The organism is Roseobacter phycocola, from assembly GCF_042055075.2.
Taxonomy (GTDB): Bacteria; Pseudomonadota; Alphaproteobacteria; order Rhodobacterales; family Rhodobacteraceae; genus Roseobacter.
Window position 1 is genome coordinate 2,179,562 of the sequence record NZ_CP194010.1, and the last position, 25,729, is coordinate 2,205,290.

Consider the following 25,729-nt stretch of genomic DNA (forward strand, 5'->3'; position numbering starts at 1 on the left):
GACTCATGGAAATCTTTGCCAACTTAAACGAAAAGATCATCGACATCCTGGGTCCGCTTGGCCCGATGATCCTGCTGGGAACTGTCGGTCTGGTCATGGTGGTTATTACGGTTGCGATGATGCTGTCGCAGCCCGAAGACCCCATGGAAAAACTGAAGCGTTCGGTTCAGAATCCGAATGCGGCCAAAACCCCGGAAAAACGCCTGCGTCAGGGGGAGCGCAACGAGCAGCTACAGAAGTTTGCATCCTTCCTTGAACCCAAGGACGTGGCCGAGCTCAGCAAGAAACAGCTCCAGCTCCGTCAGGCCGGGTATCAGAGCAAGGACGCCGTCCGGTTCTTCCATTTTGCACAGTTTGCCCTTGGTATTCTGGGTCTGATCCTTGCCTTTGTATATCTGAACCTGCTGGGCGGCGGTGAAGGCTTCAGCACGCAGAAGATGATGATCTACACGCTCGTACCAGGTGCGATCGGGTATTACCTTCCGACCTACTGGGTCACCCGCCGGGTTGAGACGCGCAAAGAAGAGATCACACGTGGTTTCCCCGATAGTCTCGACCTGATGCTGGTCTGTGTCGAAGCCGGCCAGTCACTTGACCAGTGTATCGTCCGTGTTGCGCGCGAACTGCAGGCCTCCTACCCGGCGCTCGCACAGGAATTTGACGTTGTCGCCTACGAGATGAAAGCGGGCAAGGATAAAACCACCGTTCTGAACGACATGGGCGAACGCTGTGGTGTGCAGGACGTGTCCTCTTTCGTGACCGTGCTGATCCAGTCGGCAACCTTCGGTACCTCCATCGCGGAAGCGCTGCGTGTCTACGCCAGCGAGATGCGCGACAAGCGCGTGATGCGCGCCGAAGAAGCCGCAAACAAGTTGCCAACAAAGATGACCCTTGCCACTATGATACTGACCGTGCCGCCACTGCTGATCATTCTGGTCGGCCCGTCGGTACACGGTATCACGCAACTGGGGAACATGGGCGTCAACTGATGAACCGACGGCTCGGGCGGGTCACTTCTCCCGCCGCCATCCTTATCGCAAGCCTCGGACTTGCCGCCTGTACAACGGGCGGCATTTCCGCACCTGATGATACGGTTTTCGCGCCGGGCGTGGACTATTCCGAAGATGCAGTGGACGGTGTCGAGGTCGGGAACCGGCTGCTGGCTGCAGGTCAGTTCGAACTGGCCATCAAATCGTTCAACCGTGCCGCGCTGGACCGTGGCGGGATTGATACGGAAATCCTCGCCGGTCTGGGCACGGCACATCTCGGACTGGGGCGTCTGGCTCAGGCGGAAAGCCTTCTGCGCCGCGCGGTCGAGAACGATGACGCGCAACCGTCTGATCTGAACAACCTTGGTGTTGTCCTGATGGAGGCCGGAAAAGCGGCCGAAGCAGAGCAGTATTTCCGCCGCGCCTTCGCACTCGACAATGGCGAAAGTGCCGCAATCCGGGACAATCTGCGCTTAGCGCTCGCAAATTCAGAAATTTCTGCTACAAATAATCCACAGGCAAACAATAATGACTACGCATTGGTGCGGCGGAGCAGAAGCGAATTCACTATCCAGTCGTCACCATGACCGAGGCAAGAGCAGAAAAAAGGACGCAAAAATGCGCCGACCAGTTTATCTGTCCGCCACCCTGGCGGGCGCTATAGCCGTAGCGGCATGTACTCCCAGCGGTGACGAAACTGTTGAACGGGCCTTTCAGGACGTCAACGTCATCGATGAATCCGATCTTTCCGATGTGATGCTGACTGTTGCGGACCCGAACGAGGCCGTCGCCTTTTTCAGCCGCACAATCAAGGAAAGCCCTGACCGGATCGACATCCGGCGCGGGCTCGCAGTGTCCTATGTCCGCGCCAAACGGTACACCGAAGCGGCCGCAGCATGGAAATTCGTGACAGATCACCCGGAAACGGTGCCCGAGGACAGCGTCAACCGCGCCGACAGTCTGATCCGTTCAGGCGACTGGGCGACTGCGGAAACGGTGCTGGACACGATCCCCCCGACGCACGAAACCTTTGGCCGCTACCGGCTCGAAGCGATGGTGGCCGACAGCAATCAGGAATGGGAACGTGCGGACAGTTTCTACGAAATTGCTACGGGGCTGACGACTACACCGGCCAACGTTCTGAACAACTGGGGTTATTCGAAACTGACGCGCGGTGACCTGCGCGATGCAGAGCGTCTCTTTGGGGAAGCGATCCGTCAGGACAACACCCTGTTCACGGCCAAAAACAACCTCGTGCTGGCGCGCGGCGCACGCGGCGATTACAGCCTGCCGGTCATCCCGATGACCCAGATTGAACGCGCGCAACTACTGCACACCATGGGCCTGACCGCCATCAAACGGGGTGATGTCACTTCCGGCAAAAGCCTGCTGCGCGACGCAATAGAAACGCATCCTCAGTACTTTGAACCGGCAGTACGCGCGCTCGAAGCGCTGGACAACAAGACCGCTTCAGGCTGATACCATGGCGCTGTCGTCTTTTGCTGCGTGGTGGTTCCTGCCATTCGTTCTGCCCGTGTGCTTTTATGTTGCGTGGACAGACCTTGCGCGCATGAAAATCACGAACAAAGCGGTGATGGTGCTGACGGCGATATTCGTTGTTGTCGGCCCCTTTGTGCTCGCGGATCTGCCACTCTATGGCTGGCAGCTTGCCCAACTGGTGATCATGCTGGTCCTGGGTATCGTTCTGAATGCCGCAGGTGCGATGGGTGCAGGCGACGCGAAATTCATCGCGGCATCTGCCCCTTACGTGGCGCTGGGGGATCTGCGGATTGTCCTGGCTCTTTTTGCCGCGATGCTGCTGGCCGCCTGGTGTACGCACCGTCTGGTCAGAGCCTCCCCGCTGCGGCGTCTGGCCCCTGAGTGGGAAAGCTGGGAGACCGGAAAGCGGTTCCCGATGGGCCTCGCTCTTGGTCCAACGCTTGCCCTTTATCTGTGCCTAGCTGCACTCAATGGTGCCTGAATTAAGCCATTTTTTCCCTTTAGGTGACAGTGTAACGCCCGGCTCCTGCCGGGAAACCGCCTGACACGAGGGAAAACATCAATGAACATGCAGACCGCCAACGTAATGTCGCCACCGCCTCCCCGGACGCTGGACGAGATGCGCCTGCCGACGGTCATGATGCGCGACATTCTCCTCAAAACCATGTTCCGCAAGAACATCGACATGGTCAGCGATCTGAGCAAAGCGATCTGTCTGCCCATCCCGGTCACGCAGGAACTGGTGGACATGGCGCGAACACAGCGCCTGCTCGAAGCGACAGGTACGCTCAACGCCAACAACGGCAATGAAATGGGCTATCAGCTGACCGAACAGGGCAAATCGCGTGCCCTCGATGCGCTGGCGCAGTCAGAATACTTTGGCGCGATGCCCGTGCCGCTCGATGTCTACAGCGAACAGATCAAGCGCCAGTCCGTGCGTAACGTACAGATCACCCGGGATCAGCTGACAAATGCCATGGGCCATCTTGTTCTGCCCGACAGTCTTCTGGGTCACCTCGGCCCGGCGGTGTCTGCCGGACGATCAATCCTGATGTATGGCCCTCCGGGCAACGGTAAATCCTCCATTTCCAACGGCATCCGCGACGCTCTCGGCGACAAGGTATTTGTGCCGCGGGCAATCGAATATGCAGGCCAGGTCATCACGGTCTATGATCCCATCGTGCATTCCGCTGCCGAGGAATATGAGGATAATCCCAATTCACTGCGCCGTGCGACGCCCTACGACATGCGCTATGTCAAATGCGAACGGCCCACGGTTATCACCGGGGGCGAACTGTCGCTCGACATGCTGGATCTGGTGTATAACCCGACGGCCCGGACCTATCAGGCGCCTTTGCAGCTGAAATCCACCGGCGGTATCTTTATTGTCGATGACCTTGGCCGCCAGAAAGAGCCCCCGCAGAGCATTGTAAACCGCTGGATTGTTCCGCTGGAGGAAAGCAAGGATATTCTGGCGTTGCAGTCCGGTGAGAAGTTCGAGGTGCCGTTCGATACGCTGGTTATCTTCTCCACGAACTTTCACCCGAATGAGATTTTCGACCAGGCCGCCCTGCGCCGGATCTTCTTCAAGATCAAAATCGACGGGCCGAACCAGGAAAACTTCCTGAAAATCTTTGCCATGGTCGCAAAAAAGCGGAAGATGCCGCTGGATGAGGCCACGCTGGTGCACCTTCTCAAGGTCCGCTACCCTGAGATCGACAACGTTTATGCCAACTACCAGCCGATCTTCCTGATCGACCAGATGATCTCCATCTGCGAATTCGAAGGAATCCCCTACCAGATGTCACCGGAGCTTGTGGACCGCGCCTGGGCAAACATGTTCGTCAAGGACGAGCATATTGTGAAATGATCGGCGTTGCCGGATGCGGTCGTATGGGCGCGCCGATGCTGGCCGCCCTGCGCGCTGACGGTTTCGACGCGCGCGGATTTGACGTCAGACCGGTGCAGGCCCCGGGAATTTCCACCAGCGCCGCTGAGTTCACATCCGGGTTGAAAACCCTGATCACCGTCGTCCGGGACATTCCGGAAACGCACGAAGTACTTTTCGGTGAACAGGGGTTCGCCTCTGTTCCGGGACTGGAACGTATTCTGATCTGCTCCACCCTCAGCCCGGTCTATGTGGCTGGGCTGCGCGACCTGATTGCGCCCCATATCACGCTGATCGACGCGCCGATGTCCGGCGCACAGATCGCCGCCCGGGAGGCACGGCTGACCTTTATGCTGGGCGGCACTGCCGCGGATATCGACGCTGCACGGCCTGTTTTGCAGGCCATGGGGTCCTCTCTGCATCATATGGGCGGTTTCGGCGCCGGGATGCAGGCCAAGGTCCTGAACAACCTCCTTGCGGCCTCGAATACGGCAATGACACGTCTTGTTCTGGACTGGGCAGAAGCGGGTGGGATCGATCCTGACCGGCTGCTGGCGCTCATCCACACGTCGTCCGGTCAGAACTGGTTCGCCTCTGGCGGCACGGACATCGAATTTTTCAATGAAGGTATGGATGCTGAAAACTCGATCGGCATTCTGGTCAAGGACATTGAAAGCGCGCTCGATGCGGCGCCGGACGGCGCGGACACGTCCCTGCCACGCACCGTCCAGGCAGCGATCCGGGAGCTGAAGCCCCGCAGCTGAAACAGGCCTGACGGGTTTTAAGACTGGCCGGTTTTCCACCATGCGCTATCCTGCTGTTCATGCCCGGATTGCCCGATACATTCACAAACTGGTTTGCCACGCGCGGCTGGTCCGTTCACCCGCACCAGCAGGCGATGCTGGACCGGGCGGATGACCCTGCTCTGCTGCTGATCGCACCGACGGGCGGCGGTAAAACGCTGGCCGGTTTTCTGCCCACGCTGACGGATCTGGCCACCACCCCGCACGATGGTCTGCATACACTTTACATTTCGCCACTCAAGGCGCTGGCCGCTGACATCAAACGTAACCTGACCACACCGGTCACCGAAATGCAGCTGCCCATCCGGATTGAAGACCGCACCGGCGACACACCAGCCAGCAGAAAGAAGCGCCAGCGGGCCGACCCGCCGCATATTCTGCTGACAACACCTGAAAGCCTGGCTCTGCTCACAAGCTACGAGGATGCCCCGAGAATGTTTGCCGGGCTGAAGCGCGTCATCGTAGACGAAATCCATGCGCTGGCGGAATCAAAACGCGGGGACCAGCTGATGCTGGCGCTTGGCCGTCTGCAACAGCTTTGCCCTGACATGCGCCGCGTCGGTTTATCAGCGACCGTCGATGACCCGCAGGCCATTGCCCGCATGCTGGCCCGCCATCCGGATCCCTGTGACATCCTGCACGCGGACCCCGGACCGGCACCGGATATTTCCATGCTCACAACAGAAGAGGCACCGCCCTGGGCCGGTGGCAACGCCGCTTATTCCATCCCGGCCGTGCTGAACGAAGTCCGCAAACACAAAACCACGCTGATCTTTCACAACACCCGGGCACAGGCAGAGATTTTCTTTCATAATCTGTGGCTTGCCAATGACGATGCCCTGCCGATCGGCATTCATCACGGATCCCTCGACCGGCAGCAGCGCGAAAAGGTCGAAGCGGCGATGGTGCGGGGCGATCTGCGGGCCATTGTCTGTACCGGCAGCCTCGATCTGGGCATCGACTGGGGCGATGTCGATCTGGTCATTCAGATCGGCGCGCCCAAGAACGTCAAGCGGCTGGTGCAGCGGATCGGCCGTGCAAACCACCGGTACAACGCGCCGTCAAAGGCGCTTCTCGTACCCGCCAACCGGTTCGAAGTTGTCGAATGCGTTGCAGCTCTCGACGCCGTGCGCGCAGGCGATCTGGATGGCGATCCGGGCCGACGTGGCCCCCGTGACGTTCTGTGCCAGCATATCCTGATCACCGCCTGTGCGGGTCCTTTTGATGCTGCGGCCCTTTACGAGGAAGTCACATCAGTGGGCGCATATGCGGACCTCGCGCGCGATGAATTTGACCGGTGTCTCGATTTCTGTGCGACGGGCGGGTACGCGCTGCGGGTCTATGACCAGTGGCAGCGGCTGTTGCAGACTGCCGACGGCAGATGGCAGCTGCGCGACCCGCGCGCAGCCCGCCAGATCCGGATGAACATCGGCACGATTCAGGACACCGACACCCTGAAGGTCAGGCTGCGCCGGAGCCGCGGTGGCAAACCGCTGGGCGAAATCGAAGAGGGGTTCGCCGCCTCGCTGACACCCGGCGATACCTTTCTGATCGGCGGTCAGATCGTGCGCTATGAGGGGCTGCGCGAAATGACGGTAGAGGTCAGCCGGAATGCGGCCAAAAAGCCTAAGGTTGCCACCTTTATGGGGACGAAGTTCGCAACATCCACGCAGCTGAGCGCGCGGGTGATCGAGATGTTCCAGCAAAAGGACTGGCCGGAACTGCCCGCGCATACCGCCGAATGGCTTGCGCTGCAGCGTAAGGTCAGCGCACTGCCCGCCCCGGGTCGCCTGCTGATCGAGAGCTTTGCGCATGACGGGCGGGAACAGACGGTTGTCTATGGCTTTGCGGGCAGAAACGGACAGCAGACACTGGGCCTGCTGCTGACGAAACGCATGGAGGAAACCGGCCTCAACCCGCTGGGGTTTGTCGCGACCGACTATGCCACCTTGATCTGGGGGCTCGACCGGATCCACGAGCCTGCCCCGCTTTTCGATCTGGTTGCGCTGCAGGACGGGCTGGAAACCTGGCTCGCGGGCAACGCCGTGATGAAACGGACATTCCGGGCCAGCGCGACCATTGCCGGGCTGATACAGCGTAATACACCCTCTGCCCGAAAGACCGGCCGCCAGGCAACCTTCAGCTCTGACATCCTCTATGACACGCTGCAGAAATATGACCCGGGGCATCTGCTGCTGGACGTCACGCGCGAGGAGGCACTGCGCGGCCTCGTTGATTTTGGCCGGATCGAGGAGATGGCGCAGCGTGTAGCGGGCCGGATCGATCACCGGGTACTCGACCGGGTCAGCCCGCTGGCGGCACCAATGTTCCTGGAAATGGGCCGGGTTCCGGTGAAAGGCGCCGCAGAGGAGCGTCTGCTGGCAGAAGAAGCCGAGCGCCTGATGGAAAGCTCCGGTCTCGCGCAGATCTCCCCGCAGCCGGCCGACAAACCGCGTTGGCGTGTCGGGAACTGATGTCTTGCGCCTCGGCCCGCGTTGCGGCATGAACAAATCATGAACTACCACGACTTCACGTTCGCCGGTGTGACGCTTCGGGCGTTGGGCTCTGGGGCACTCTGGTGGCCGGGTGAGAAATTACTCTGCGTCTCAGACCTGCACTTAGGGAAATCTGAACGCGTTGCCCGGCGGTCAGGACAATCGCTGCCCCCCTATGAAACCCGCGATACGCTGACCCGACTGGGCGAAGACCTTGCCTTTACGAATGCGCGTCAGGTGATCTGCCTTGGCGACAGCTTTGATGATCTGTCCGCGGCGGACGCGCTGCCGGACGCAGAACGTCTCTGGATCACACGGCTGCAGGCCGGACGCAGCTGGGCCTGGATTGAGGGGAACCATGATCCGGGCCCGCTGGAATTCGGCGGCACGCATCAGCAGGAGGTCAGCCTTGGCCCGCTGACCTTCCGGCATATCGCCGGCGACGGCGCGCGTGGCGAGGTGTCCGGGCACTACCACCCCAAGGCCGCCATTCAGGTGCGCGGGCGGCGGATGACACGCCCCGCCTTTTTGTTTGACAGCGCCCGCCTTATCCTGCCGGCCTATGGGACCTACACGGGCGGGCTCAGTTCACACGACAGCGCGCTTGCCAGCCTTATGGGACCGGACGCATTTGCCGTGCTGACGGGCCCGCAGCCGTTAAGGGTGCCAATGCCGGGAAGGGAAACTGCCGTATGACCGAAGACGAACTCGCGCGGATCAATGCAAGTTTTGATGCGCAGGCCATGATGACGACACTTGGTGCCACCATCGCAGATATTTCGCGCGGACAGGTCGTGATCGAGGCTCCCATTCTGCCCGGCAGCCTGCAGCAGCAGGGCTTCGGACATGCCGGTCTCACATTTTCGATTGGCGACAGTGCTGCGGGATATGCGGCGCTGACAACAATGGCGCCGGAAAATGAGGTGGTCACGGCAGAGATCAAGATCAACCTGCTGGCCCCTGCGCGCGGTGACTGTCTGCGAGCGACCGGGCGTGTCATCAAGCCCGGCAAGCGGCTCGTGGTTGTCAGCTCCGAAGTGCACGCCATTACCGGCAGTGACGCGGTTCTGATTGCAGTGCTGCAGGGCACAATGGTTCCTGTGCCCCGCTGATTTCCAGACCCGACCAGATCAGGCGGTGAGACCTTTCGGTTCGGCAAGACCGTTTGAGCGGCAGCAGGCTGTGACTGTATTCGCCAGCAGGCAGGCAATCGTCATCGGGCCAACACCGCCCGGCACAGGTGTGATTGCGCCAGCAACGGCTGCACAGCTGTCATAGTCCACATCCCCAACGAGACGGGTTTTGCCTTCGCCACGCTCTGGTGCATCCAGACGGTTGATGCCCACGTCGATGACCGTCGCGCCCGGTTTGATCCAGTCGCCCGGCACCATTTCCGGGCGTCCGACGGCCGCCACAACGATATCTGCGCGGCGTACCACGTCGGCCAGATCCTTCGTGCGGCTGTGCGCTATCGTCACGGTGCAGCTGTCGCCAAGCAGAAGCTGCGCCATTGGTTTGCCAACGATATTGCTGCGCCCGATCACAACAGCGTCCATACCAGAGAGCGAGCCGTGATGGTCGCGCAGCATCATCAGACACCCAAGCGGCGTACAGGGCACCATGGACTTTTGCCCTGTGCCCAGAAGGCCGACGTTTGAGATGTGGAAGCCATCCACATCTTTTTCCGGGCTGATCGAATTGATCACCAGGTCTTCGTTCAGATGCCCAGGCAGCGGCAGCTGAACAAGAATCCCGTGGATTTCCGGATCGTTGTTCAGCTGATCAATGACTGCCAGCAGATCGGCCTCGGACGTATCCGCATCCAGCCGGTGCTCGACAGATTTCATGCCCGCCTCAACGGTCATCTTGCCTTTGGAACGCACATAAACCTGACTGGCCGGGTCCTCCCCAACCAGCACAACAGCCAGACCCGGCGTGATGCCGTGCTCAGATTTCAGGCGGGTCACATGCTCCGCCACCTGGGCGCGCACCTGCGCGGCAAAGGCTTTTCCGTCAATGATTTTGGCTGTCATCTGTCTCTTCCTGTTATCTTGAAAAGGTGACCCTGTGCGTCCAGGATTCACCGTCTGTGATCAGCAGTTCATCAAACTGCATCAGTTGCAGCAGGTCATAGAATGTCGCGACGTACTGCAGTTCTTCCTGACGGAAGAAACCGCCACGCCGCACCGATACCGTCAGCTGCGCAAGAATGGCGCGCGCGCGGTAAACGGACGAGAAAACTTCATCATCCAGCCCTGTCAGAATGAGCGTTGCTGCATCTTCACCCTTGGCAAAGAAGACGAAACGCGGGCTTTCCGGTGCTTCGAGCTGCGCCGTTGTCAGCACGTTTACAAAATCCACCCGGACGGCCTTGCCTGCGCCCTGGCTTGCACGGATCACGCGGTCGAAGGTCTCTTCCGACGTTATTTCGGGGTAGTAATAGCCGACATAGCGGTCTTCGGCGGCGACAGCACAGGCAAAAACAAGGGCGAAAAGGGCTGCGAACAGTCTGGTCATGATAATGTCCTTCTTGAGATCATGTCACCAGCTTGCGGCGGCCACGGCCAGAGGGCAAGCCTGCTGCCCTCTGAACACTGTCTCGTGACGCCCTGCGATCAGAACAGACCCTCAACATCGCCGTCCGCGTTGAGGCAGATCGCTTCGGCCGACGGTACGCGCGGCAGGCCCGGCATGGTCATGATCTCACCGCAGATGGCGACAACAAAACCGGCACCGGCACTCAGACGCACCTCACGCACAGGGATGTCAAACCCGGTGGGCGCGCCGCGCTCGTTGGGGTCTGTGGTGAAGCTGTACTGCGTTTTCGCCATGCAGACCGGCAGGTTGCCATAACCCTGGTCTTCCCAGTCCTTGAGCTGGTTCAGGATCTTCTGATCCATCTGCGCGCTGTCGGCGCGGTAGATCTTTGTGGCGATGGTGTTGATCTTGTCCGCCAGCCCCATGTCATCGGGATAGATCGGTGCGAAGTCCGCTTCACCCTTTTCGATGGTCTCGACCACTTTGGTAGCCAGATCGGCCGAACCCTCCGACCCCAGTTCCCAGTGACGCGACAGCACAGCTTCTGCGCCCTGCCCGGCCACATAATCCTTCACCGCCTGCACTTCAGCGTCTGTGTCCGTGACAAAGTGGTTGATCGCTACCACGACCGGCACGCCAAAGGATTTCACGTTTTCGATGTGACGGCCGAGGTTTGCACAGCCGTTTTTGACCGCGTCGACGTTTTCCGCGCCAAGGTCCGCTTTGGCCACACCACCGTTCATCTTCATCGCACGTACGGTTGCCACGACAACCACACAGGACGGTGCGAGGCCTGCTTTGCGGCACTTGATGTTCAGGAATTTTTCAGCGCCCAGATCCGCACCAAAGCCCGCTTCGGTCACCACATAATCCGCCAGTTTCAGCGCCGTTGTGGTCGCGATAACCGAGTTACAGCCGTGGGCGATGTTTGCAAACGGGCCGCCGTGTACAAAGGCCGGGTTGTTTTCCAGCGTCTGAACCAGGTTCGGCTGCATCGCGTCCTTCAGGAGCACGGTCATCGCGCCATCGGCCTTGATGTCGCGTGCAAAGACAGGGCTGCGGTCCCGGCGGTAAGCCACGATCATGTCGCCCAGACGTTTCTGCAGGTCGGTCAGGTCTTTGGCCAGGCAAAGGATCGCCATGACCTCGGAGGCCACAGTGATGTCAAAACCGGCTTCGCGCGGGAAACCGTTGGCCACACCACCGAGAGACGCTGTGATCTGACGCAGAGCGCGGTCGTTCATGTCGACAACGCGGCGCCACACCACCCGGCGGGTGTCGATCTCAAGGCTGTTGCCCCAGTAGATGTGATTGTCGATCATCGCGCTGAGCAGCGAATGCGCCGAGGTGATCGCGTGGAAATCGCCTGTAAAGTGCAGGTTCATTTCTTCCATCGGGACAACCTGCGCATAGCCACCACCGGCAGCGCCACCCTTCATGCCAAAGTTGGGCCCAAGCGATGCTTCGCGGATGCAGACAGCTGCTTTCTTGCCGATGCGGTTCAGGCCATCGCCCAGCCCGACAGTGGTTGTGGTCTTACCCTCGCCTGCGGGTGTCGGGTTGATCGCTGTCACGAGGATCAGCTTGCCGTCTGTATTACTCTGTACGGAGTTGATGAACTTCTGGCTGACCTTCGCCTTGTCATGGCCGTAGGGCAGCAGATCATCGCTGGAAATGCCGAGCTTTGCGCCGATCTCCTGGATCGGCTGCTTGGACGCGGCGCGCGCAATTTCGATATCGGATTTGTAGGCCATGGAAGAATCCCCCTGAAGGTCGCCCGCGTCGGGCACTGTTGCTGTTCTCTGCATACACAGGCATGCCCGTCCGGACAGGGGGTATTTCCGACATTTCCGCTGCCGGTTGCGTCGGCAAAGGCGATGATCGTTTCTTTTCGGAAACGAATGCTACCGACGCGCGGCGTCCAGATGCGCCCAGACGGGCTGGTCCGGGACATGCAGCTTAACCTGATCCCCGACGCTGACGTGACCCTCACGCTCGACCCAGGCCGTCACGCCACGGCGGTTACGGGCCGCTGGTTTGAACCGGGGGCCAAGGTCCGGGTGGTCTTTTGCGATATCGCGGCCAAGGTACGTGCAGGGGCGGTTTTCCATGTCGATTACCAGACAGGCGCCATCCGGCAGCTGCAGGCGCGAAGACGGCGGCACATGCGTGAAATCCGGAATGCCTTCGATGACCATCGACGCCCCGAGCAGGGTCGGGTCGAGCGCTTCAGCACCCGTTTCGACCGCAATTATCGCAAGCTCCTCAGCGGACAGGATCGTCAGCTGCCGCACATTGCGCAGCGTTGTACCGCGCGGATGCTGGGCCAGGGTCCGCGAACAGGCTGGCCGCGTCGGGCCGCCGTGCATTTCCCCTGCGATACCGTCAAAGCTCAGCGCTGCGCCATCAAGGGGCTCGGCACGCAGGTCACTGTCCTGGTCGGTAACACGACCGAGCCACTTCACAGTCGCCGTAAAGTCCGTGGGTTTCAGCGCGGGCATCGCGGCCTCCGTCTCTGGTCCTGCCCGGACACTGGCGCGCGGTGTGGCAAAAGAAAAGGCCCCGCACATGCGGGGCCCGATGATATTTTGTTACACAGCGTTCAGGCAGCGTGATCACGTGGAAGGTTCAGGTTCCATCCCGTCATCCGAAGGCGGTGTCTTGCGGCTCTTCGACTTGGCTTTCGGGATACCTGTAAGGCTCGGCGCCGATCCGCTGTCCGGTTTGTCATCTTCATCCGCGGGCGGGACCGGCGGCTCGCCGTTCATCACACGCTGGATTTCGTCGCCGGTCAGTGTCTCGTATTCCAGAAGCCCCTGTGCCAGACGCTCAAACTGTTCTTCGTTTTCTTTGATCAGTTTCAGCGCCCATTCATAGCCGTCCTGGATGAACTTCTGGACCTCTTCCTCGATCAGCTCTTTGGTGTTGGCGGACACCGAGAACCCCGCCGTGTTCCCCTGATAGCCCTGTGCGGCCTCGGAATAGTCGATGTTACCGACCTTGTCCGACATACCCCACTGCAGCACCATGGCCCGCGCCAGACCCGAGGCCTGCATAATGTCGCCAGCCGGACCGTTTGACACTGCGTCCGGGCCGTATTTGAAGATTTCAGCCGCCTTGCCCGCCATGGTCATGGCCAGACGCTGGTGGCATTCATCCTTGAACATGTTCAGGCGGTCCATTTCAGGCAGGCTCATCACCATACCTAGGGCGCCACCACGCGGGATGATCGTTGCCTTGTAGACCGGGTCGCATTTTGGCAGCAGCATGCCGACCAGCGCGTGACCCGCTTCGTGATAGGCAGTCATCTCTTTCTGCGCATCGGTCATGACCATCGACCGGCGCTCTGCACCCATCATGATCTTGTCCTTGGCCTGCTCGAAATCGATCATCGAGACGAAACGCCGGCCAACGCGGGCCGCCCCAAGCGCAGCCTCATTGACCAGGTTGGCCAGATCCGCCCCTGAGAACCCGGGTGTGCCACGCGCGATAATACGCAGATCCACATCAGGACCCAGAGGCGTTTTGCGCGCATGGACGCCCAGAATCTTCTCGCGGCCTTTGATGTCCGGATTGCCCACCGTCACCTGGCGGTCAAAGCGCCCCGGGCGCAGCAGCGCAGGGTCCAGTACATCTTTGCGGTTGGTGGCCGCGATGATGATCACGCCCTCGTTGGCTTCAAAACCGTCCATTTCGACCAGCAACTGGTTGAGCGTCTGTTCGCGCTCATCATTGCCGCCGCCATAGCCTGCGCCACGATGCCGGCCCACTGCGTCGATCTCGTCAATGAAAACGATGCACGGGGCATTTTTCTTGGCCTGTTCGAACATATCGCGCACACGGCTCGCACCGACGCCCACGAACATTTCGACAAAATCGGAGCCCGAAATGGTAAAGAACGGCACACCCGCCTCACCCGCGATGGCGCGCGCGAGAAGTGTCTTACCGGTCCCCGGAGGGCCCTCGAGCAGCGCACCTTTCGGGATTTTGCCGCCCAGACGGCTGAATTTCTGCGGGTTACGCAGGAACTCAACGATTTCCTCAAGCTCTTCCTTGGCCTCATCAATGCCTGCGACATCATCAAAGGTCACGCGACCATGCTTTTCGGTCAGCATTTTGGCCTTGGATTTGCCAAAGCCCATGGCACCGCCTTTGCCACCGCCCTGCATCCGGTTCATGAAATAGATCCAGACACCGATCAGCAGCAGGAAGGGCAGAAGCGACATCAGGAACGTCTGGAACCCTGACTGCTGCTGCTGCTCTGCGCGGACGGCAACCTCGTTGTCGATCAGCAGCTGAGTGATTTCCGCGTCTGACGGCTTGATCGCGACGTAGTCAGCGCCATCCGACTGCCGGAAGCGGACCTGTTCACCGTCCAGTGTGACATTGCTCACCTGGCCGGCTTCCACCGCGTTGACGAACTCAGAATAACTGATTTCACGGCTTTGCAGCGTGCTGCCAGGGCCGCTGAAGAGGTTAAACAGCGCAAGGATCAGGAGGAACAGAACGATCCAGAATGCGAAGTTGCGTGCGTTTCCCAAGGAAAATCTCCTAATGCTGCGCAGATTGCGCATCTCGTATCATAGTCGGTTGAGGTAAAGATAGACACTCATTGCCCATCTTCAATGCGATAAAAGTGCCGAAAGAAGGGCATCCTTCGTGCTTTGCGGCCCTGATTGCCAGTGACACCCGGCCTGTGCTTCCGGTGCCGCAATCAATTGGCCATCCTGTCGCAGTGCCGGCGTTACAATCATCGCCGCGTGGGGTACTCCGGCGTCGCGCCATCCCGCGCAGGTGGCAAGGTCCTGTGCGCCGACCGCTGAAACCACCGCATTTTCAGGCGCCGGGGGTCCGGTCATGGTCCACCTCTGATCCCAGATCCCGTCCGGTGACGCGGTCAGGTCACGCACGGCCGCATATTCGCGAAAAACCCAGAGATCCAATCCCCGTCTCAGCGCCTGACATCCGGCCGCTGTTCCGGCACCCGACGTCTGCAGCGATCCCAGGAGTGCGGCAACGGTGCTGTGCCGGGGGGCGTAGTCTCCGCCCCCCATCCAGCGCAGAATGCCCGTGACCAGACGGCGGCGCGTTTCTGAAGGCAAATCGAACAGGCTCTGCCAGGGCACACAAACGGCGCCGCAGCGCACTTCGACCAGCTCCGTCGCTGCCACGTACGTCTGGTGCTGCAGCACATCACGCGCATCCGCCATATGTGCGGCAACCATCGCGAGGCGGCCAGCATCAATACCCAGTGGCCCCAGGTCGCGAAGTGCCTGCCGCGCCCGGATGCGATCGTAGTCGGTGTTTTCGTTGCCGGGGTCGTCTTTCCAGGAAATACCGTCGCGCCGCAGGCCTTCCCGCAGCTCTTCTCTGCCGATCCCAAGCATAGGGCGCAGCCAGCTGATGCCATGCGCCTCCCGGTGTATGGCCATGGCCGACAATCCGTCGACACCGGCCCCGCGGGCCAGACGCATCAGAACGGTTTCCGCCTGATCATCCCGCGTATGACCCAGTGCCACCGCAGCGATCCCGTGGGTGTGGGCCCAGTCGGCCATCAGGCTGTACCGCGCCCGACGCGCTGCATCCTGGGTATTGCCCCGGCCGTCCCATCCCTGCCAGCAAAGCGTTTCATGCGGCACATCCAGTCCGCGGCACAGCTCCCCGACAAACTGCGCCTCTGCAGCGCTTTCCGGTCTCAGGCCGTGATCTACTGTGACGCAGTAAAGCCCCGCATCGCGCAGCGGCGCATGACCAGCCAGCAGATGGAGAAGGGCAACAGAGTCGCTGCCACCGGATACAGCCACGCCCAGACGCCCGCCCGGGCCGGCGGCCAGACCATCCAGCACTTTCGATAGAAGGTCCGCAGACACACGGTTACCCGCAGCCAAGTCTCTGCATTTCTGCCTGGGCTTCGCCTGCTGCTGGATCATCCGGGAACCGGATCGGCACCTCGCCCAGCGTCACACAGGCCTCGGATGTCTGTTCCAGCTGACCCAGTGACCGCCCAAGCCTGAACAGCGCCTGCGCCGCAAGCGGTCCGGTCGGCGCCGCACCAAAACTGGCCAGATAGGCGCGAGCTGCCTCGCGGGTATTGCCGAGCGCGTCGAGTGCCTCGCCGCGCCCAAGATCGGCCCCCGCAGCCAGCGGCCCGCCGGGGTAATTATGGCTGAAGGCCGCGAACTGATCCGCTGCAGCCTGATAATTGCCGTCGGCAAGTGCCTGCTGCGCTCGTTTGAAGTCATCTTCTTCGCCTACCGCAAGCTGTGTGCCACCCCCGGTGTCGGGCGCGGGTATCGGCGCGATGGCCCCGCCACCTGTCGTGCCGCCTGTGCTTCCCGCATCACCGCCCAGCGTTGTGGTCTCGCCCAGTGCGCCAATGTCTCCACCTTCCAGCTCTACAAGGCGGAACTCCAGATCGCCGATCCGGTTGGTACCATCCTCAACAATGCGATTGATGCGGAATTCCAGCTCTTCGGTCTTTGAGGTCAGGCGCTGCATTTCGCGTTCGATCACCGCCACGCGTTCCAGGACGGTGGCGCCGCCCGTCTGAACGGTCGGCGCACCTGTTGTGGACAGCTCGCGCCGCAGTTTCTGCATCTCAACGAACAGGACCGTGAGCTCCTGACGGATATCCGCCAGGGTTTCCGCGTTATCCTGTGCCGACCCCAGGGCCGGAACAAGGCAAAGACACATAGCGATCGCGGCGAAGCTGCGCATCATTTTACCCCGAAAGGCCACCGGCCAGCACGGTCACCGCGCGGCGATTTTTGGCGTAGCAGGCCTCGTTGCTGCAGATCTCGATCGGGCGCTCCTTGCCGTAGCTGACGGTGCGCAGACGGTTGCCTGCCACCCCGCGCGAGATCAGATATTCACGTACGGCATTGGCCCTGCGGGCCCCCAGCGCCACGTTGTATTCACGCGTTCCCTGCTCGTCGGCGTGGCCTTCGATAACGGCGGTGAAATCGGTGTTGGTCAGCAGCCACGTAGCCTGACCATCAAGAACCACCTGCCCCTCGGGATTGATGTCGGACTGGTCCACTGCAAACAGAACGCGGTCACCAACCGTCTGGTTGAAATAGGCAGTCGACGTCGGATCATTGGCGCTGCCCGGCACAATCGCGCCACTGCCGATACCGCCGGCACCGGCACCACCGCCCGCTTCATTGCCAAAACGGCCCGGGTTGGTACAGGCGGCCAGCGCAAGGCCCGCCACCAGAAGAACGATTTTTCCTGTAAGTTTCATGCTCTCTGCCTCAGATGTCCAAAAGGGTCTTATTGTTTTGTTAATACTTACCACAGGTCGTACGTATTGGGAACGGTCTGCCCGCCTACTCCTGCAACGGCGACCAGGACGGATCGGAACCGCCTTCGGGCGTGTTGACAGGGCGCAGGTTCCGCCCGGTGATGTCCACGGAATAGAGCGACGAGCGCCCGCTCGCCCCCTGAGTTTCCCGCGTGAACATAATGACCCGGCCATTCGGCGCCCAGGTGGGACCCTCGTCCAGGAATGACGCCGTCAGCAGGCGCTCTTCGGACCCGTCGGTGCGCATCACACCGATATGGAACCGGCCGCTGTTCTGTTTGGTAAAGGCTACGAGGTCCCCGCGGGGCGACCAGACCGGCGTGCCATAGCGTCCGGGACCGAAAGAAATCCGCCGTGCTTCGCCCCCCGTCGCCGGCATGATATAGAGTTGCTGGGAGCCGGAACGATCACTCTCAAAGACAATCTGACTGCCGTCCGGGGAAAAGCTGGGCGCCGTTTCGATTGACGGTGCAGAGGTCAGCCGCACCGGCTGCCCGCCTGCCAGGCTCATCGCATAAATGTCCGTATTCCCGCCCTGGCTCAGCGAAAAGACGATGCGGTCACCGTCCGGCGCAAACCGTGGCGCAAAACTCATGGTGCCTTCCTGGCTTTCCAGCGCCCGTCGCTGTACCGACGCAATATCAAGCACATTGATACGCGGAAATCCTGTTTCGTAGCTGGTATACAGCACGCGCCGCCCGTCGGGTGAGAACCGGGGGGCAAGGACAATCGCATCATTGCCGGTCAGGTACTGCACATTCGCGCCATCATAATCCATGACGGCCAACCGTTTCTGCCGCGCGTCCTTGGGCCCGGTTTCCGCGACATAGACGACACGGCTGTCAAAATAAGCGCCCTCGCCCGTGATCCGGCTGTAGACCGCGTCCGCCACCTTGTGGGCGATGCGGCGCCAGCCGTCCGGTGTTCCGGAAAACTGCAGGCCCGATCCAAGCTCGGCCCCGGAGAACACATCATAGAGGCGGAATTTCACGTTCAGCTGATTGCCCTGCACAGATGCAGCACCTGTTATCAGCGCCTGGGCGTTGATTGCCTTCCAGTCAGCGTACTGAACCGGTGCAGCAAAACTGCTGACGGTGCTGATAAAGGCGTCCGGCGAAATCTGTCGGAAAAGCCCTGTTCCGCTCAGGTCCGCAGCGATCACCTGACTGATCTGTGCGGCAACGCTGCCTGCCTCACCGTTTTCCGCTTCAAAAACCGGCAGGGCAAAAGGCAGCGGCTCGATCACACCTTCGGTGATTTCAATCCGCAGCGGTCCGTTCCCCTGAGCCGTTGCCGGCGCGGTCAGCGTCATTACGAGGGCCATCAGGCCAAAAAGGAAAACCAATACTCTCATTTGACACGCATCCTTTCAGGATTGAACGTCATCTCAATTTCCTGCCACTGTCCATACTTTTCAGCCGGCAAATCAAATCCCCGTGCGCCACACCGGATAATTGCACGCCGTGCGGCCTCGAAGGCCTGGCGGGCCGCGGTATCATTGCCGCCGGAGCTGGAGGCCATCCGGATAGAGCTGTTCACCGGTCTGCCGTCCTGGTTCATAGACACCGTCACAACCACAGTTGTTCCCAGCGCATCTGTCGACAAAGACCCTACGTTCCAGCAGCTCGATACCGCCACGCGCAGCGCCTCCTTCTCACCTGCTGACAGCGGCGGACCACTGGGTGCGGCCGGGGCGCTGGAGGCTTCGGCAATGGCATCTGCCAATGCATCGCGCGGCGCGTCCTGGGGTTCAGCGGGCGTTTCAGGCGCGGGTGCCGCTGTCTGTTGCGGGGCCGGTGGTGCCTGCGGACGTGTTGGCGGACGCAGCGAGCTTGTCATGGTCGTCGCGGGTTTTTCTGCTTCTGTAACGATTTCTGTCGCTGCAGCTTCGGGTGCTGTCGCATCAGCCGGTTCCTGCTCTTCAGCGCCTGTCTCATCCTGAGCGACGGCATCCTGCTGCACCGGATCGGGCAAAGCTTCCGGGTCGGGCTGCGCCACAGCCTCAGGCGCCACACGATCCGCGGCCTCGGGCACCGCAACATCTGCAATATCGGGAACATCCACGGCGACGTCTGCTCGCGGTTGCGGCAGAACCGGTGCCTCATCGCTGACATCCGCGCGCGGCGGTGGTGGCGCGATCTGCGAGACATCCGGCGGCGTTTCCGTCTCCGGTGTTTCGGTGGCCTCGGGCGGGGTCAGTTCCGTTTCCGTATCGGGAGCCACATCAACTTCCGGCGCATCCGGTGAAATTTCCGGACTTGATGGCTGCGCCACCTCTGTGACGGAATCCGGCGGTTGGCTGGCTGCAACAAGTGCGGCATATTCCGCGCCGGAAATCACAGCAACTTCGGTCATCTCAAACGGCAGAGGCTCTGCCGCAAAGACATCTCCAAAGGCGAGCCAGCCCAACAGCACCAGATGCCCGGCGCCAGAGATATAATGACCGGTATGCACCACCGCGTCCTACTGATCCGCCCCTGCGGGCGCTTCACGGCCATCAAACGTTGGTCCGCCAATGTCAGTCACGAGCCCGATATTCGAAAACCCGCCAGCGTTCAGTGCACCCATGACTTCCATAACCCGGCTGTAAGGAACGGCACCATCTGCCCGCAGAAACACCCGGTCAGAACTGCGCTCCGCAAAAATGGCCCTCAGCTTGGGAACCAGTTCATCCGGCGCGGTTTCCGTCGTCTGGATCTGAATGGCTCCGGCTGCCGTGACAGTAACCGTCAGCGGTTCTTCCTGATCCGTCGGCAAAGCCCCCGCCGCCGTTTTGGGAAGCTCAACCGGCACACCAACGGTCAGCAGCGGTGCCGCAACCATAAAGATGATCAGCAGTACCAGCATAACGTCCACAAAGGGTGTCACATTGATCTCCGCCATCGGTTGCGCCCGCGACGTGCGACGGCGTCGTTTTCCGCTGCCACCGTCAGGCTTCTGAATGACCCCCGCGCCCATAGATCAGCTGTCCAGCTGCCGGCTGAGGATCGTGGCGAACTCATCCGCAAAAGATTCGTAGCCATGCAGGATACGGTCCGCATCTGCACTCAGTTTGTTGTAGAAAATGACCGCCGGGATCGCAGCCAAAAGGCCAAGACCAGTTGCAAGAAGTGCCTCAGCGATCCCCGGCGCCACCACGGCGAGGTTGGTGTTCTGCTGTTCTGCGATCTCGATAAAGGCGTTCATGATCCCGATCACGGTCCCGAAAAGCCCGATGAACGGCGTCGAGGACCCAACCGTCGCCAGCACGGTCAACCCATTGCGCAGGTAGTCCGCCTCTTTGTTGATGGCCACATCCATCGACCGGTCGATCCGCGCTGTCGCACCCGCGATCAGCCCACCATCTTCGCGGTGCGACCGCTGCCATTCCGTCATCCCGGCGGCAAAAATCTTCTCTGAGCTGCCCGAAGGCGCCGGGCCAATCTGCTCGAAAAGCCCGTCCAGCGGCTCACCGGACCAGAAAGCACGGTCAAACGCTGCCGCTTCCGCCCGCGCCCTGCGATACACAAGCAGCTTCATAACAATGATCGACCATGACCAGAACGAGGCCACGATCAGCATGATCATCACGATTTTAACAATTAAAGTGGCGCGGGCGAACAACCCGAAAAATGAGAAATCAATCTCATGCGCCAGTGCCAGCGTTTCTGCTTCCATGTGCCTGCTCTTTGCCCGTTACGGTGCGTGTCCGGGTTTTCCCGTCCTGATTGGCCACGAGTGTAGCCCAGCACAAGCCGGATTACTATCACTATGGCGTCATGTGGCCGGGCTGAGGGGCAACTGGCGGAGTTTTGCTGGCAGTCTGGCCGGCCGGCCACCCGGGCCAATGCAGACAATCGTTACGCTGGCTGAAAAAATCACCTCTTCATCCCGCTGCACGTCCTGGCGCATGACCATCCGTGCCGGCGTCAGCTGGGTCATGGTGGTCACCACCTCAAGACGCTCATCGAACCGCGCAGGCGCCACATAATCCGCCTCAACACGGCGCACCGCAAACACCACGCCTTCGGCCTTCATGGCGAGCTGGTCAATTCCGATCTGTTGCACCCAGTCGCTGCGCGCCCGCTCAATGTACCGAAGATAATTTGCGTAATACACAATCCCTGCCATGTCGGTGTCTTCATAATAAACACGAACCGGGAAACGATGCATGACAGACTCCTATTGCGCAGCAGTAATGCGCGCAGAGAGCCGCAGCGCATGGGACGGATCGCCGGCCGCCGCAGGCATGACCGGATCATAGGCCGCGCGCAGCAAAGCCGCGATATCCGGCCGCAGTATGGTTTTATCGCCGGATACTGCCAGCGGCGACGCCGTCCTGAAGGCGGTATCGGACCACAGCAGTACAGATTGCACGATCTGGCTCAGCGCAAGCGTTTCGGCGGGTACCGCACTCAGGTTTTCATCCATCCGCAGGAAAATGAAACAGGCCTTTATCCCGCCCGCCTCGTCGAAATGGAAAACGCGGTACTGGTTGGCATTCGCTTCCTTCAGCCGCCCAACAAGCGGCACCAGGTCATTGACCAGCCGGTCCAGCCCGGGCACATCCGGCAACTCATCCCAGTCGCGGAAGAAGAAGATCATCATGTTGCTGCCCAGTTCCGGGTCCGTCTCAGCCATCTGATGCCCGCAAAGCACCATGACAGCCTCCAGCGCCCCTTTCACAACGGTCAGCGTTTCGTCTGTCACCCCAAAAACCACAGGCGCGACTGGCCGGGCCCAGCGTGCAAAAGAATAACTGCCGTCACTGCGCGTAAAAAGAGCGCTCACTTCTTCTGGTGTCATCACTGGTTTCTTCTGGCCCCAAATATCCCCGCCGGAGGCTCCGGCGGGTTCCCGTCAGTCCCCGAACAGATCGGTCTGCGCGCGCGGTGCGTCAAGACCCAGATGCGACCAGCCCTTCTGTGCCAGCATCCGGCCGCGCGGCGTACGCTGGATCAGGCCCTGCTGCAGCAGATAAGGCTCTATGACCTCCTCCAGCGCATCGCGGCTCTCACTCAGCGCAGCGCTCAGCGTCTCAATCCCCACCGGACCCCCGCTATAGTTCTCGGCAATCAGCCGCAGATACCGCCGGTCAGCGCCATCCAGCCCCAGACGATCCACGCCCAGACGGGTCAGCGCCATATCAGCCAGCGCCTGCGTCACGCGGCCATCCCCCTCGACCACCGCAAAGTCCACAACCCGCCGCAACAACCGGCCAGCGATCCGTGGCGTGCCCCGGGCACGCCGCGCAATTTCACGCGCACCGGCCTCATCCGCAGGCGCTCCCAACCGGCGCGCATTCCGCTCTACAATGACAAACAGCTCGTCTTCAGTATAAAACTGCAGCCGCGTCGGAATCCCGAACCGGTCACGCAGTGGCGTCGTCAACAGACCCATCCGCGTGGTCGCCCCCACAAGGGTAAAGGGCTGCAGCTCAATGCGCACAGTGCGCGCAGCCGGCCCTTCGCCGATCACCAGATCAAGCTCGAAATCTTCCAGTGCGGGATACAGAACTTCCTCAACCGCCGGGTTCAGGCGGTGTATCTCATCGATAAACAGCACATCCCGCGCCTCTAGGTTGGTCAGTATCGCCGCAAGATCTCCGGCCTTGGCCAGCACAGGGCCCGAGGTCATGCGGAACCCGACACCAAGTTCGCGCGCCATGATCTGCGCCAGCGTCGTCTTGCCCAGTCCGGGAGGGCCGTGAAACAGCGTATGATCCATGGCCTCGGCGCGTTGCCGGGCGGATTGTATGAAAACCCGCAGGTTCGCGCGGGCCTCAGCCTGGCCTACAAATTCGTCCAGCATCTGCGGGCGCAGCGCCCGGTCAGCGTCTTCGGGCAGCGGTTCTGGCCGGATCGTGGGGTCAATATCGCTCATCAGATTTCCTGAGGGGGAGGATCGCCCCACCCTATCCCTTCGGTGCCAGCAGTTTCAACGCCGCGCGGATCAGGTCCGGCGTGGCCGCATCAGGTGATGCACCGGCAGCTTCGGCAACAGCAGCAGCAGCGTCACCCGGCGCATACCCAAGATTGCCGAGCGCGGAAAGTGCCTCTGCCTGAGCCGGGGCGTTCTGTGACTGTGCGGCGGACACGGGCCGCGGTGTTTCAATAACCTCATCACTGCCTTTGTCCGGTGCCGCCAGCGGCGCACCTCCCATTGCCATGACAGAGGGCGCCTTGTCCTTGAGGTCCAGGACAACCCGTTGCGCGATCTTCGGGCCGACCCCTTTGGCCGCCTTAACCGCGTTCCAGTCGCCCAATGCTATCGCCCGGCTGACACCATCCGGTCCCAGCGTGCCCAGAATGGCCAGCGACGCTTTGGCACCAACGCCCTGCACTGATGTCAGCAAGCGGTGCCATTCTTTTTCAACCAGCGTCGTAAACCCAAAAAGCTGCAGCAGATCCTCACGCACCACGAGATCCGTGAACAACGCAGTATGCTCGCCCACGCCTGGCAACGCAGCCATGGTCCGCTCCGAACAATAAACAAGGTATCCGACGCCGCGCACATCGATCAGCACATGATCCGCCGTACTGTATTCGATGCGCCCGGCAATCCGGCCAATCATGCGCCTGCCCGCGTAAGCGCGGCCTCCAGGCCCGGTGCCTGCGCGTAATGCGCATGGCAAATGGCAATGGCCAGCGCATCGGCAGCGTCCGGTCCCGCGATAACGGCACCAGGCAACTGCAGCTGAACCATATGTAAAATCTGCGCCTTCTCTGCGTGGCCCACACCAACGACCGTTTTCTTAACGCTGTTCGGTGCATATTCGCCCACTGTCAGCCCCGCCTGCGCCGGCACCAGCATGGCAATGCCCCGCGCCTGTCCCAGTTTCAGGGTGCCGGCACCATCCTTGTTCACAAATGTCTGCTCCACCGCTGCCGTATCCGGCGACCATTCCGAAACTACCCTCGTGAGCTGTTCGTGCAGCGAAAGGAGCCTCTGCGCCAGATCCGCCCCGGAGGAACGGCACACACCATTGGCAACGTGGGTGAGTCGGCTGCCGGCCACATCAATGACCCCCCACCCGAGGTTCCGGAGCCCCGGATCGATCCCGATCACCCGTGTCATAAGCGCTGCCCAGCCTGTTTAATTCGTTTTTTATGCATTAGCACGAAACACGAACATCCGCAAAGCGCACGATTTTCAGGCGCGCCCTTGCGCACCATACGCCCTGAAATGCTCTGATCCGACACAAACTGGTTCGAATTCGCCAGAAATCCGTCTGTTTGCGACGTTTTCCGCCAATCTGATTTTCCATTTATTTACGTATGGTTAACCAGACTAAGACCCATGCAATAAACGCATATCGACCATGCGTTTTCACATCTTGCCGAAAAAACAGGCAGGTCCTATCTGCCTCTCACAACACACCGGCATGACCGGTCAACACTCAGATAAAAGGACGGCTCACATGGCTACTTTTGACACAACCCGCACCCACTACGGCTCCGCCTCGATCGCAAGCCGTTTCTTCTCCATGATCAGCGCTGCAGTTGCCGGCGTCATCGCATGGAACGACGCACGCGTCACACGCAACGCGCTGTCCGGTCTGACAGACCGTGAACTCGAAGACATCGGCCTGTCCCGCGCCGACATCGACGGCGTCGCACAGAACACACTGATCCGCTGATCAGTCGCGCGGTCCCCTGACGGACCGGACATGAGAAAAGCCGCCCCTCCTGAGGAGGAGCGGCTTTTTTACTGTTGGGTATCTGATCAGACACCCGGGCACGCAACCAGGAGTGGCAAGAGCCATCTCCCGTACTGAACTGAATGCCTTTTCCGGTCAGTAAAACAGCCGCATCATCGCCGACGACAGGAATTCGGACACCGGGCCTGGCCGCATAATCCACGCGCCGATCTGTTCGAACTGTGTACCCGCGGCCATCACATCAATGCGGTCTGCATAGGCCAGCGGGCCGGTCAGCGTGATCGCAAGAGCTTTGAAGATGAAGAAGCCGGCGACCATTGCCACGAGGACCCGAACGCGGGTGTAGCTGCGGCGGCGTACCGGAACGAGCGTGATCAGCCCGTCATTCCCCACCTGTGCCGTGTAGCCTCCGGCAAGCTTTGCGTGCTTGTCCGCAACAGCGTTAATGCGCTTCTCAAACTGAGCGTATGAATCCGACATCACACTCTCCTGACGATCAGGCCCCCACCGGATCGTTAACAGAATGCTAACGGAATGTGTCGCCTTCAAGGCAAAACGGACGAATGTGGCCAAA

At 60.7% G+C, this 25,729-nt stretch carries 28 protein-coding genes; 10 read left to right on the forward strand and 18 right to left on the reverse strand.

Annotated elements, in window-relative coordinates; all coding sequences use genetic code 11:
* Positions 1-5 precede the first annotated feature (5 nt).
* From AB4K19_RS10715 to AB4K19_RS10755, 9 genes are all read left to right on the forward strand, one after another.
* Positions 6-989 (forward strand): type II secretion system F family protein, encoded by a 984-nt coding sequence (locus AB4K19_RS10715; RefSeq protein WP_375228362.1) that lies wholly within the window; start codon positions 6-8, stop codon positions 987-989.
* Entirely contained in the window at positions 989-1,576 is a 588-nt protein-coding gene (locus AB4K19_RS10720) for a tetratricopeptide repeat protein (protein ID WP_375228363.1), read from the forward strand. The genes AB4K19_RS10715 and AB4K19_RS10720 overlap by 1 nt, the downstream gene beginning before the upstream one ends.
* A 31-nt stretch (positions 1,577-1,607) precedes the next feature.
* A complete protein-coding gene (locus AB4K19_RS10725; protein ID WP_375228364.1) occupies positions 1,608-2,468 on the forward strand; it encodes a tetratricopeptide repeat protein in 861 nt (286 codons plus the stop codon).
* A gap of 4 nt (positions 2,469-2,472) precedes the next feature.
* Positions 2,473-2,970 carry a prepilin peptidase gene (locus tag AB4K19_RS10730; protein WP_375228365.1) on the forward strand — a complete coding sequence of 166 codons (498 nt, stop codon included), beginning with the start codon at positions 2,473-2,475 and terminating at the stop codon, positions 2,968-2,970.
* Between the two features lie 81 nt (positions 2,971-3,051).
* The gene (locus tag AB4K19_RS10735; RefSeq protein ID WP_375228366.1) at positions 3,052-4,359 is read left to right on the forward strand and encodes an ATPase; all 1,308 of its coding nucleotides are present in this window, start codon (positions 3,052-3,054) and stop codon (positions 4,357-4,359) included.
* Entirely contained in the window at positions 4,356-5,141 is a 786-nt protein-coding gene (locus tag AB4K19_RS10740; RefSeq protein WP_375228367.1) for an NAD(P)-dependent oxidoreductase, read from the forward strand. The genes AB4K19_RS10735 and AB4K19_RS10740 overlap by 4 nt, the downstream gene beginning before the upstream one ends.
* Before the next feature lie 59 nt (positions 5,142-5,200).
* Positions 5,201-7,654, forward strand: coding sequence for a ligase-associated DNA damage response DEXH box helicase (locus AB4K19_RS10745; RefSeq protein WP_375228368.1), 2,454 nt, complete (start codon positions 5,201-5,203; stop codon positions 7,652-7,654).
* A gap of 39 nt (positions 7,655-7,693) precedes the next feature.
* Complete coding sequence (pdeM, locus tag AB4K19_RS10750; protein ID WP_375228369.1) at positions 7,694-8,371, forward strand: ligase-associated DNA damage response endonuclease PdeM; 678 nt, start codon at positions 7,694-7,696, stop codon at positions 8,369-8,371.
* Complete coding sequence (locus tag AB4K19_RS10755) at positions 8,368-8,787, forward strand: PaaI family thioesterase (protein WP_375228370.1); 420 nt, start codon at positions 8,368-8,370, stop codon at positions 8,785-8,787. The genes pdeM and AB4K19_RS10755 overlap by 4 nt, the downstream gene beginning before the upstream one ends.
* Positions 8,788-8,805: 18 nt before the next feature.
* Here AB4K19_RS10755 and folD read toward each other — a convergent pair whose 3' ends face one another.
* The 17 genes from folD to ruvC all read right to left on the reverse strand — a co-directional run bounded on the left by folD (position 8,806) and on the right by ruvC (position 24,572).
* A complete protein-coding gene (gene folD, locus AB4K19_RS10760; protein ID WP_375228371.1) occupies positions 8,806-9,708 on the reverse strand; it encodes a bifunctional methylenetetrahydrofolate dehydrogenase/methenyltetrahydrofolate cyclohydrolase FolD in 903 nt (300 codons plus the stop codon).
* Positions 9,709-9,721: 13 nt separating this feature from the next.
* Entirely contained in the window at positions 9,722-10,192 is a 471-nt protein-coding gene (locus tag AB4K19_RS10765; protein ID WP_375228372.1) for a hypothetical protein, read from the reverse strand.
* 98 nt (positions 10,193-10,290) lie between these two features.
* The gene (locus tag AB4K19_RS10770; RefSeq protein ID WP_375228373.1) at positions 10,291-11,967 is read right to left on the reverse strand and encodes a formate--tetrahydrofolate ligase; all 1,677 of its coding nucleotides are present in this window, start codon (positions 11,965-11,967) and stop codon (positions 10,291-10,293) included.
* 150 nt (positions 11,968-12,117) lie between these two features.
* The gene (locus AB4K19_RS10775) at positions 12,118-12,714 is read right to left on the reverse strand and encodes an MOSC domain-containing protein (RefSeq protein WP_375228374.1); all 597 of its coding nucleotides are present in this window, start codon (positions 12,712-12,714) and stop codon (positions 12,118-12,120) included.
* A 114-nt stretch (positions 12,715-12,828) separates the two neighbouring features.
* Complete coding sequence (gene ftsH / locus AB4K19_RS10780) at positions 12,829-14,754, reverse strand: ATP-dependent zinc metalloprotease FtsH (protein WP_375228375.1); 1,926 nt, start codon at positions 14,752-14,754, stop codon at positions 12,829-12,831.
* 81 nt (positions 14,755-14,835) lie between these two features.
* Positions 14,836-16,083: a tRNA lysidine(34) synthetase TilS gene (gene tilS, locus AB4K19_RS10785; protein ID WP_436397544.1), complete on the reverse strand. Its 1,248-nt coding sequence runs from the start codon at positions 16,081-16,083 to the stop codon at positions 14,836-14,838.
* Positions 16,084-16,087: 4 nt separating this feature from the next.
* Positions 16,088-16,930, reverse strand: coding sequence for a tol-pal system protein YbgF (gene ybgF, locus AB4K19_RS10790; protein WP_375230878.1), 843 nt, complete (start codon positions 16,928-16,930; stop codon positions 16,088-16,090).
* 4 nt (positions 16,931-16,934) lie between these two features.
* Positions 16,935-17,456, reverse strand: coding sequence for a peptidoglycan-associated lipoprotein Pal (gene pal, locus AB4K19_RS10795; protein ID WP_375228377.1), 522 nt, complete (start codon positions 17,454-17,456; stop codon positions 16,935-16,937).
* Between the two features lie 85 nt (positions 17,457-17,541).
* A complete protein-coding gene (gene tolB / locus AB4K19_RS10800; protein WP_375228378.1) occupies positions 17,542-18,870 on the reverse strand; it encodes a Tol-Pal system beta propeller repeat protein TolB in 1,329 nt (442 codons plus the stop codon).
* Positions 18,867-19,970: an energy transducer TonB gene (locus tag AB4K19_RS10805; protein ID WP_436397545.1), complete on the reverse strand. Its 1,104-nt coding sequence runs from the start codon at positions 19,968-19,970 to the stop codon at positions 18,867-18,869. The genes tolB and AB4K19_RS10805 overlap by 4 nt, the downstream gene beginning before the upstream one ends.
* Before the next feature lie 9 nt (positions 19,971-19,979).
* A complete protein-coding gene (tolR, locus tag AB4K19_RS10810; RefSeq protein ID WP_375228380.1) occupies positions 19,980-20,474 on the reverse strand; it encodes a protein TolR in 495 nt (164 codons plus the stop codon).
* A gap of 3 nt (positions 20,475-20,477) precedes the next feature.
* Positions 20,478-21,173, reverse strand: a complete 696-nt coding sequence (gene tolQ / locus AB4K19_RS10815) for a protein TolQ (RefSeq protein ID WP_375228381.1) — start codon at positions 21,171-21,173, stop codon at positions 20,478-20,480.
* Between the two features lie 99 nt (positions 21,174-21,272).
* Positions 21,273-21,668, reverse strand: a complete 396-nt coding sequence (gene ybgC, locus AB4K19_RS10820) for a tol-pal system-associated acyl-CoA thioesterase (RefSeq protein ID WP_375228382.1) — start codon at positions 21,666-21,668, stop codon at positions 21,273-21,275.
* Positions 21,669-21,677: 9 nt separating this feature from the next.
* A complete protein-coding gene (locus AB4K19_RS10825; protein WP_375228383.1) occupies positions 21,678-22,301 on the reverse strand; it encodes a hypothetical protein in 624 nt (207 codons plus the stop codon).
* 54 nt (positions 22,302-22,355) lie between these two features.
* A complete protein-coding gene (gene ruvB / locus AB4K19_RS10830; RefSeq protein ID WP_375228384.1) occupies positions 22,356-23,378 on the reverse strand; it encodes a Holliday junction branch migration DNA helicase RuvB in 1,023 nt (340 codons plus the stop codon).
* A gap of 31 nt (positions 23,379-23,409) precedes the next feature.
* Positions 23,410-24,069 carry a Holliday junction branch migration protein RuvA gene (gene ruvA, locus AB4K19_RS10835; protein WP_375228385.1) on the reverse strand — a complete coding sequence of 220 codons (660 nt, stop codon included), beginning with the start codon at positions 24,067-24,069 and terminating at the stop codon, positions 23,410-23,412.
* Positions 24,066-24,572 (reverse strand): crossover junction endodeoxyribonuclease RuvC, encoded by a 507-nt coding sequence (ruvC, locus tag AB4K19_RS10840; RefSeq protein WP_375228386.1) that lies wholly within the window; start codon positions 24,570-24,572, stop codon positions 24,066-24,068. The genes ruvA and ruvC overlap by 4 nt, the downstream gene beginning before the upstream one ends.
* Before the next feature lie 343 nt (positions 24,573-24,915).
* On the opposite strand from ruvC, the gene AB4K19_RS10845 reads away from it, so the two are divergent.
* Positions 24,916-25,134, forward strand: coding sequence for a DUF1127 domain-containing protein (locus AB4K19_RS10845; protein WP_375228387.1), 219 nt, complete (start codon positions 24,916-24,918; stop codon positions 25,132-25,134).
* Positions 25,135-25,290: 156 nt separating this feature from the next.
* Here AB4K19_RS10845 and AB4K19_RS10850 read toward each other — a convergent pair whose 3' ends face one another.
* Entirely contained in the window at positions 25,291-25,635 is a 345-nt protein-coding gene (locus AB4K19_RS10850; protein WP_375228388.1) for a hypothetical protein, read from the reverse strand.
* Positions 25,636-25,729 lie beyond the last annotated feature (94 nt).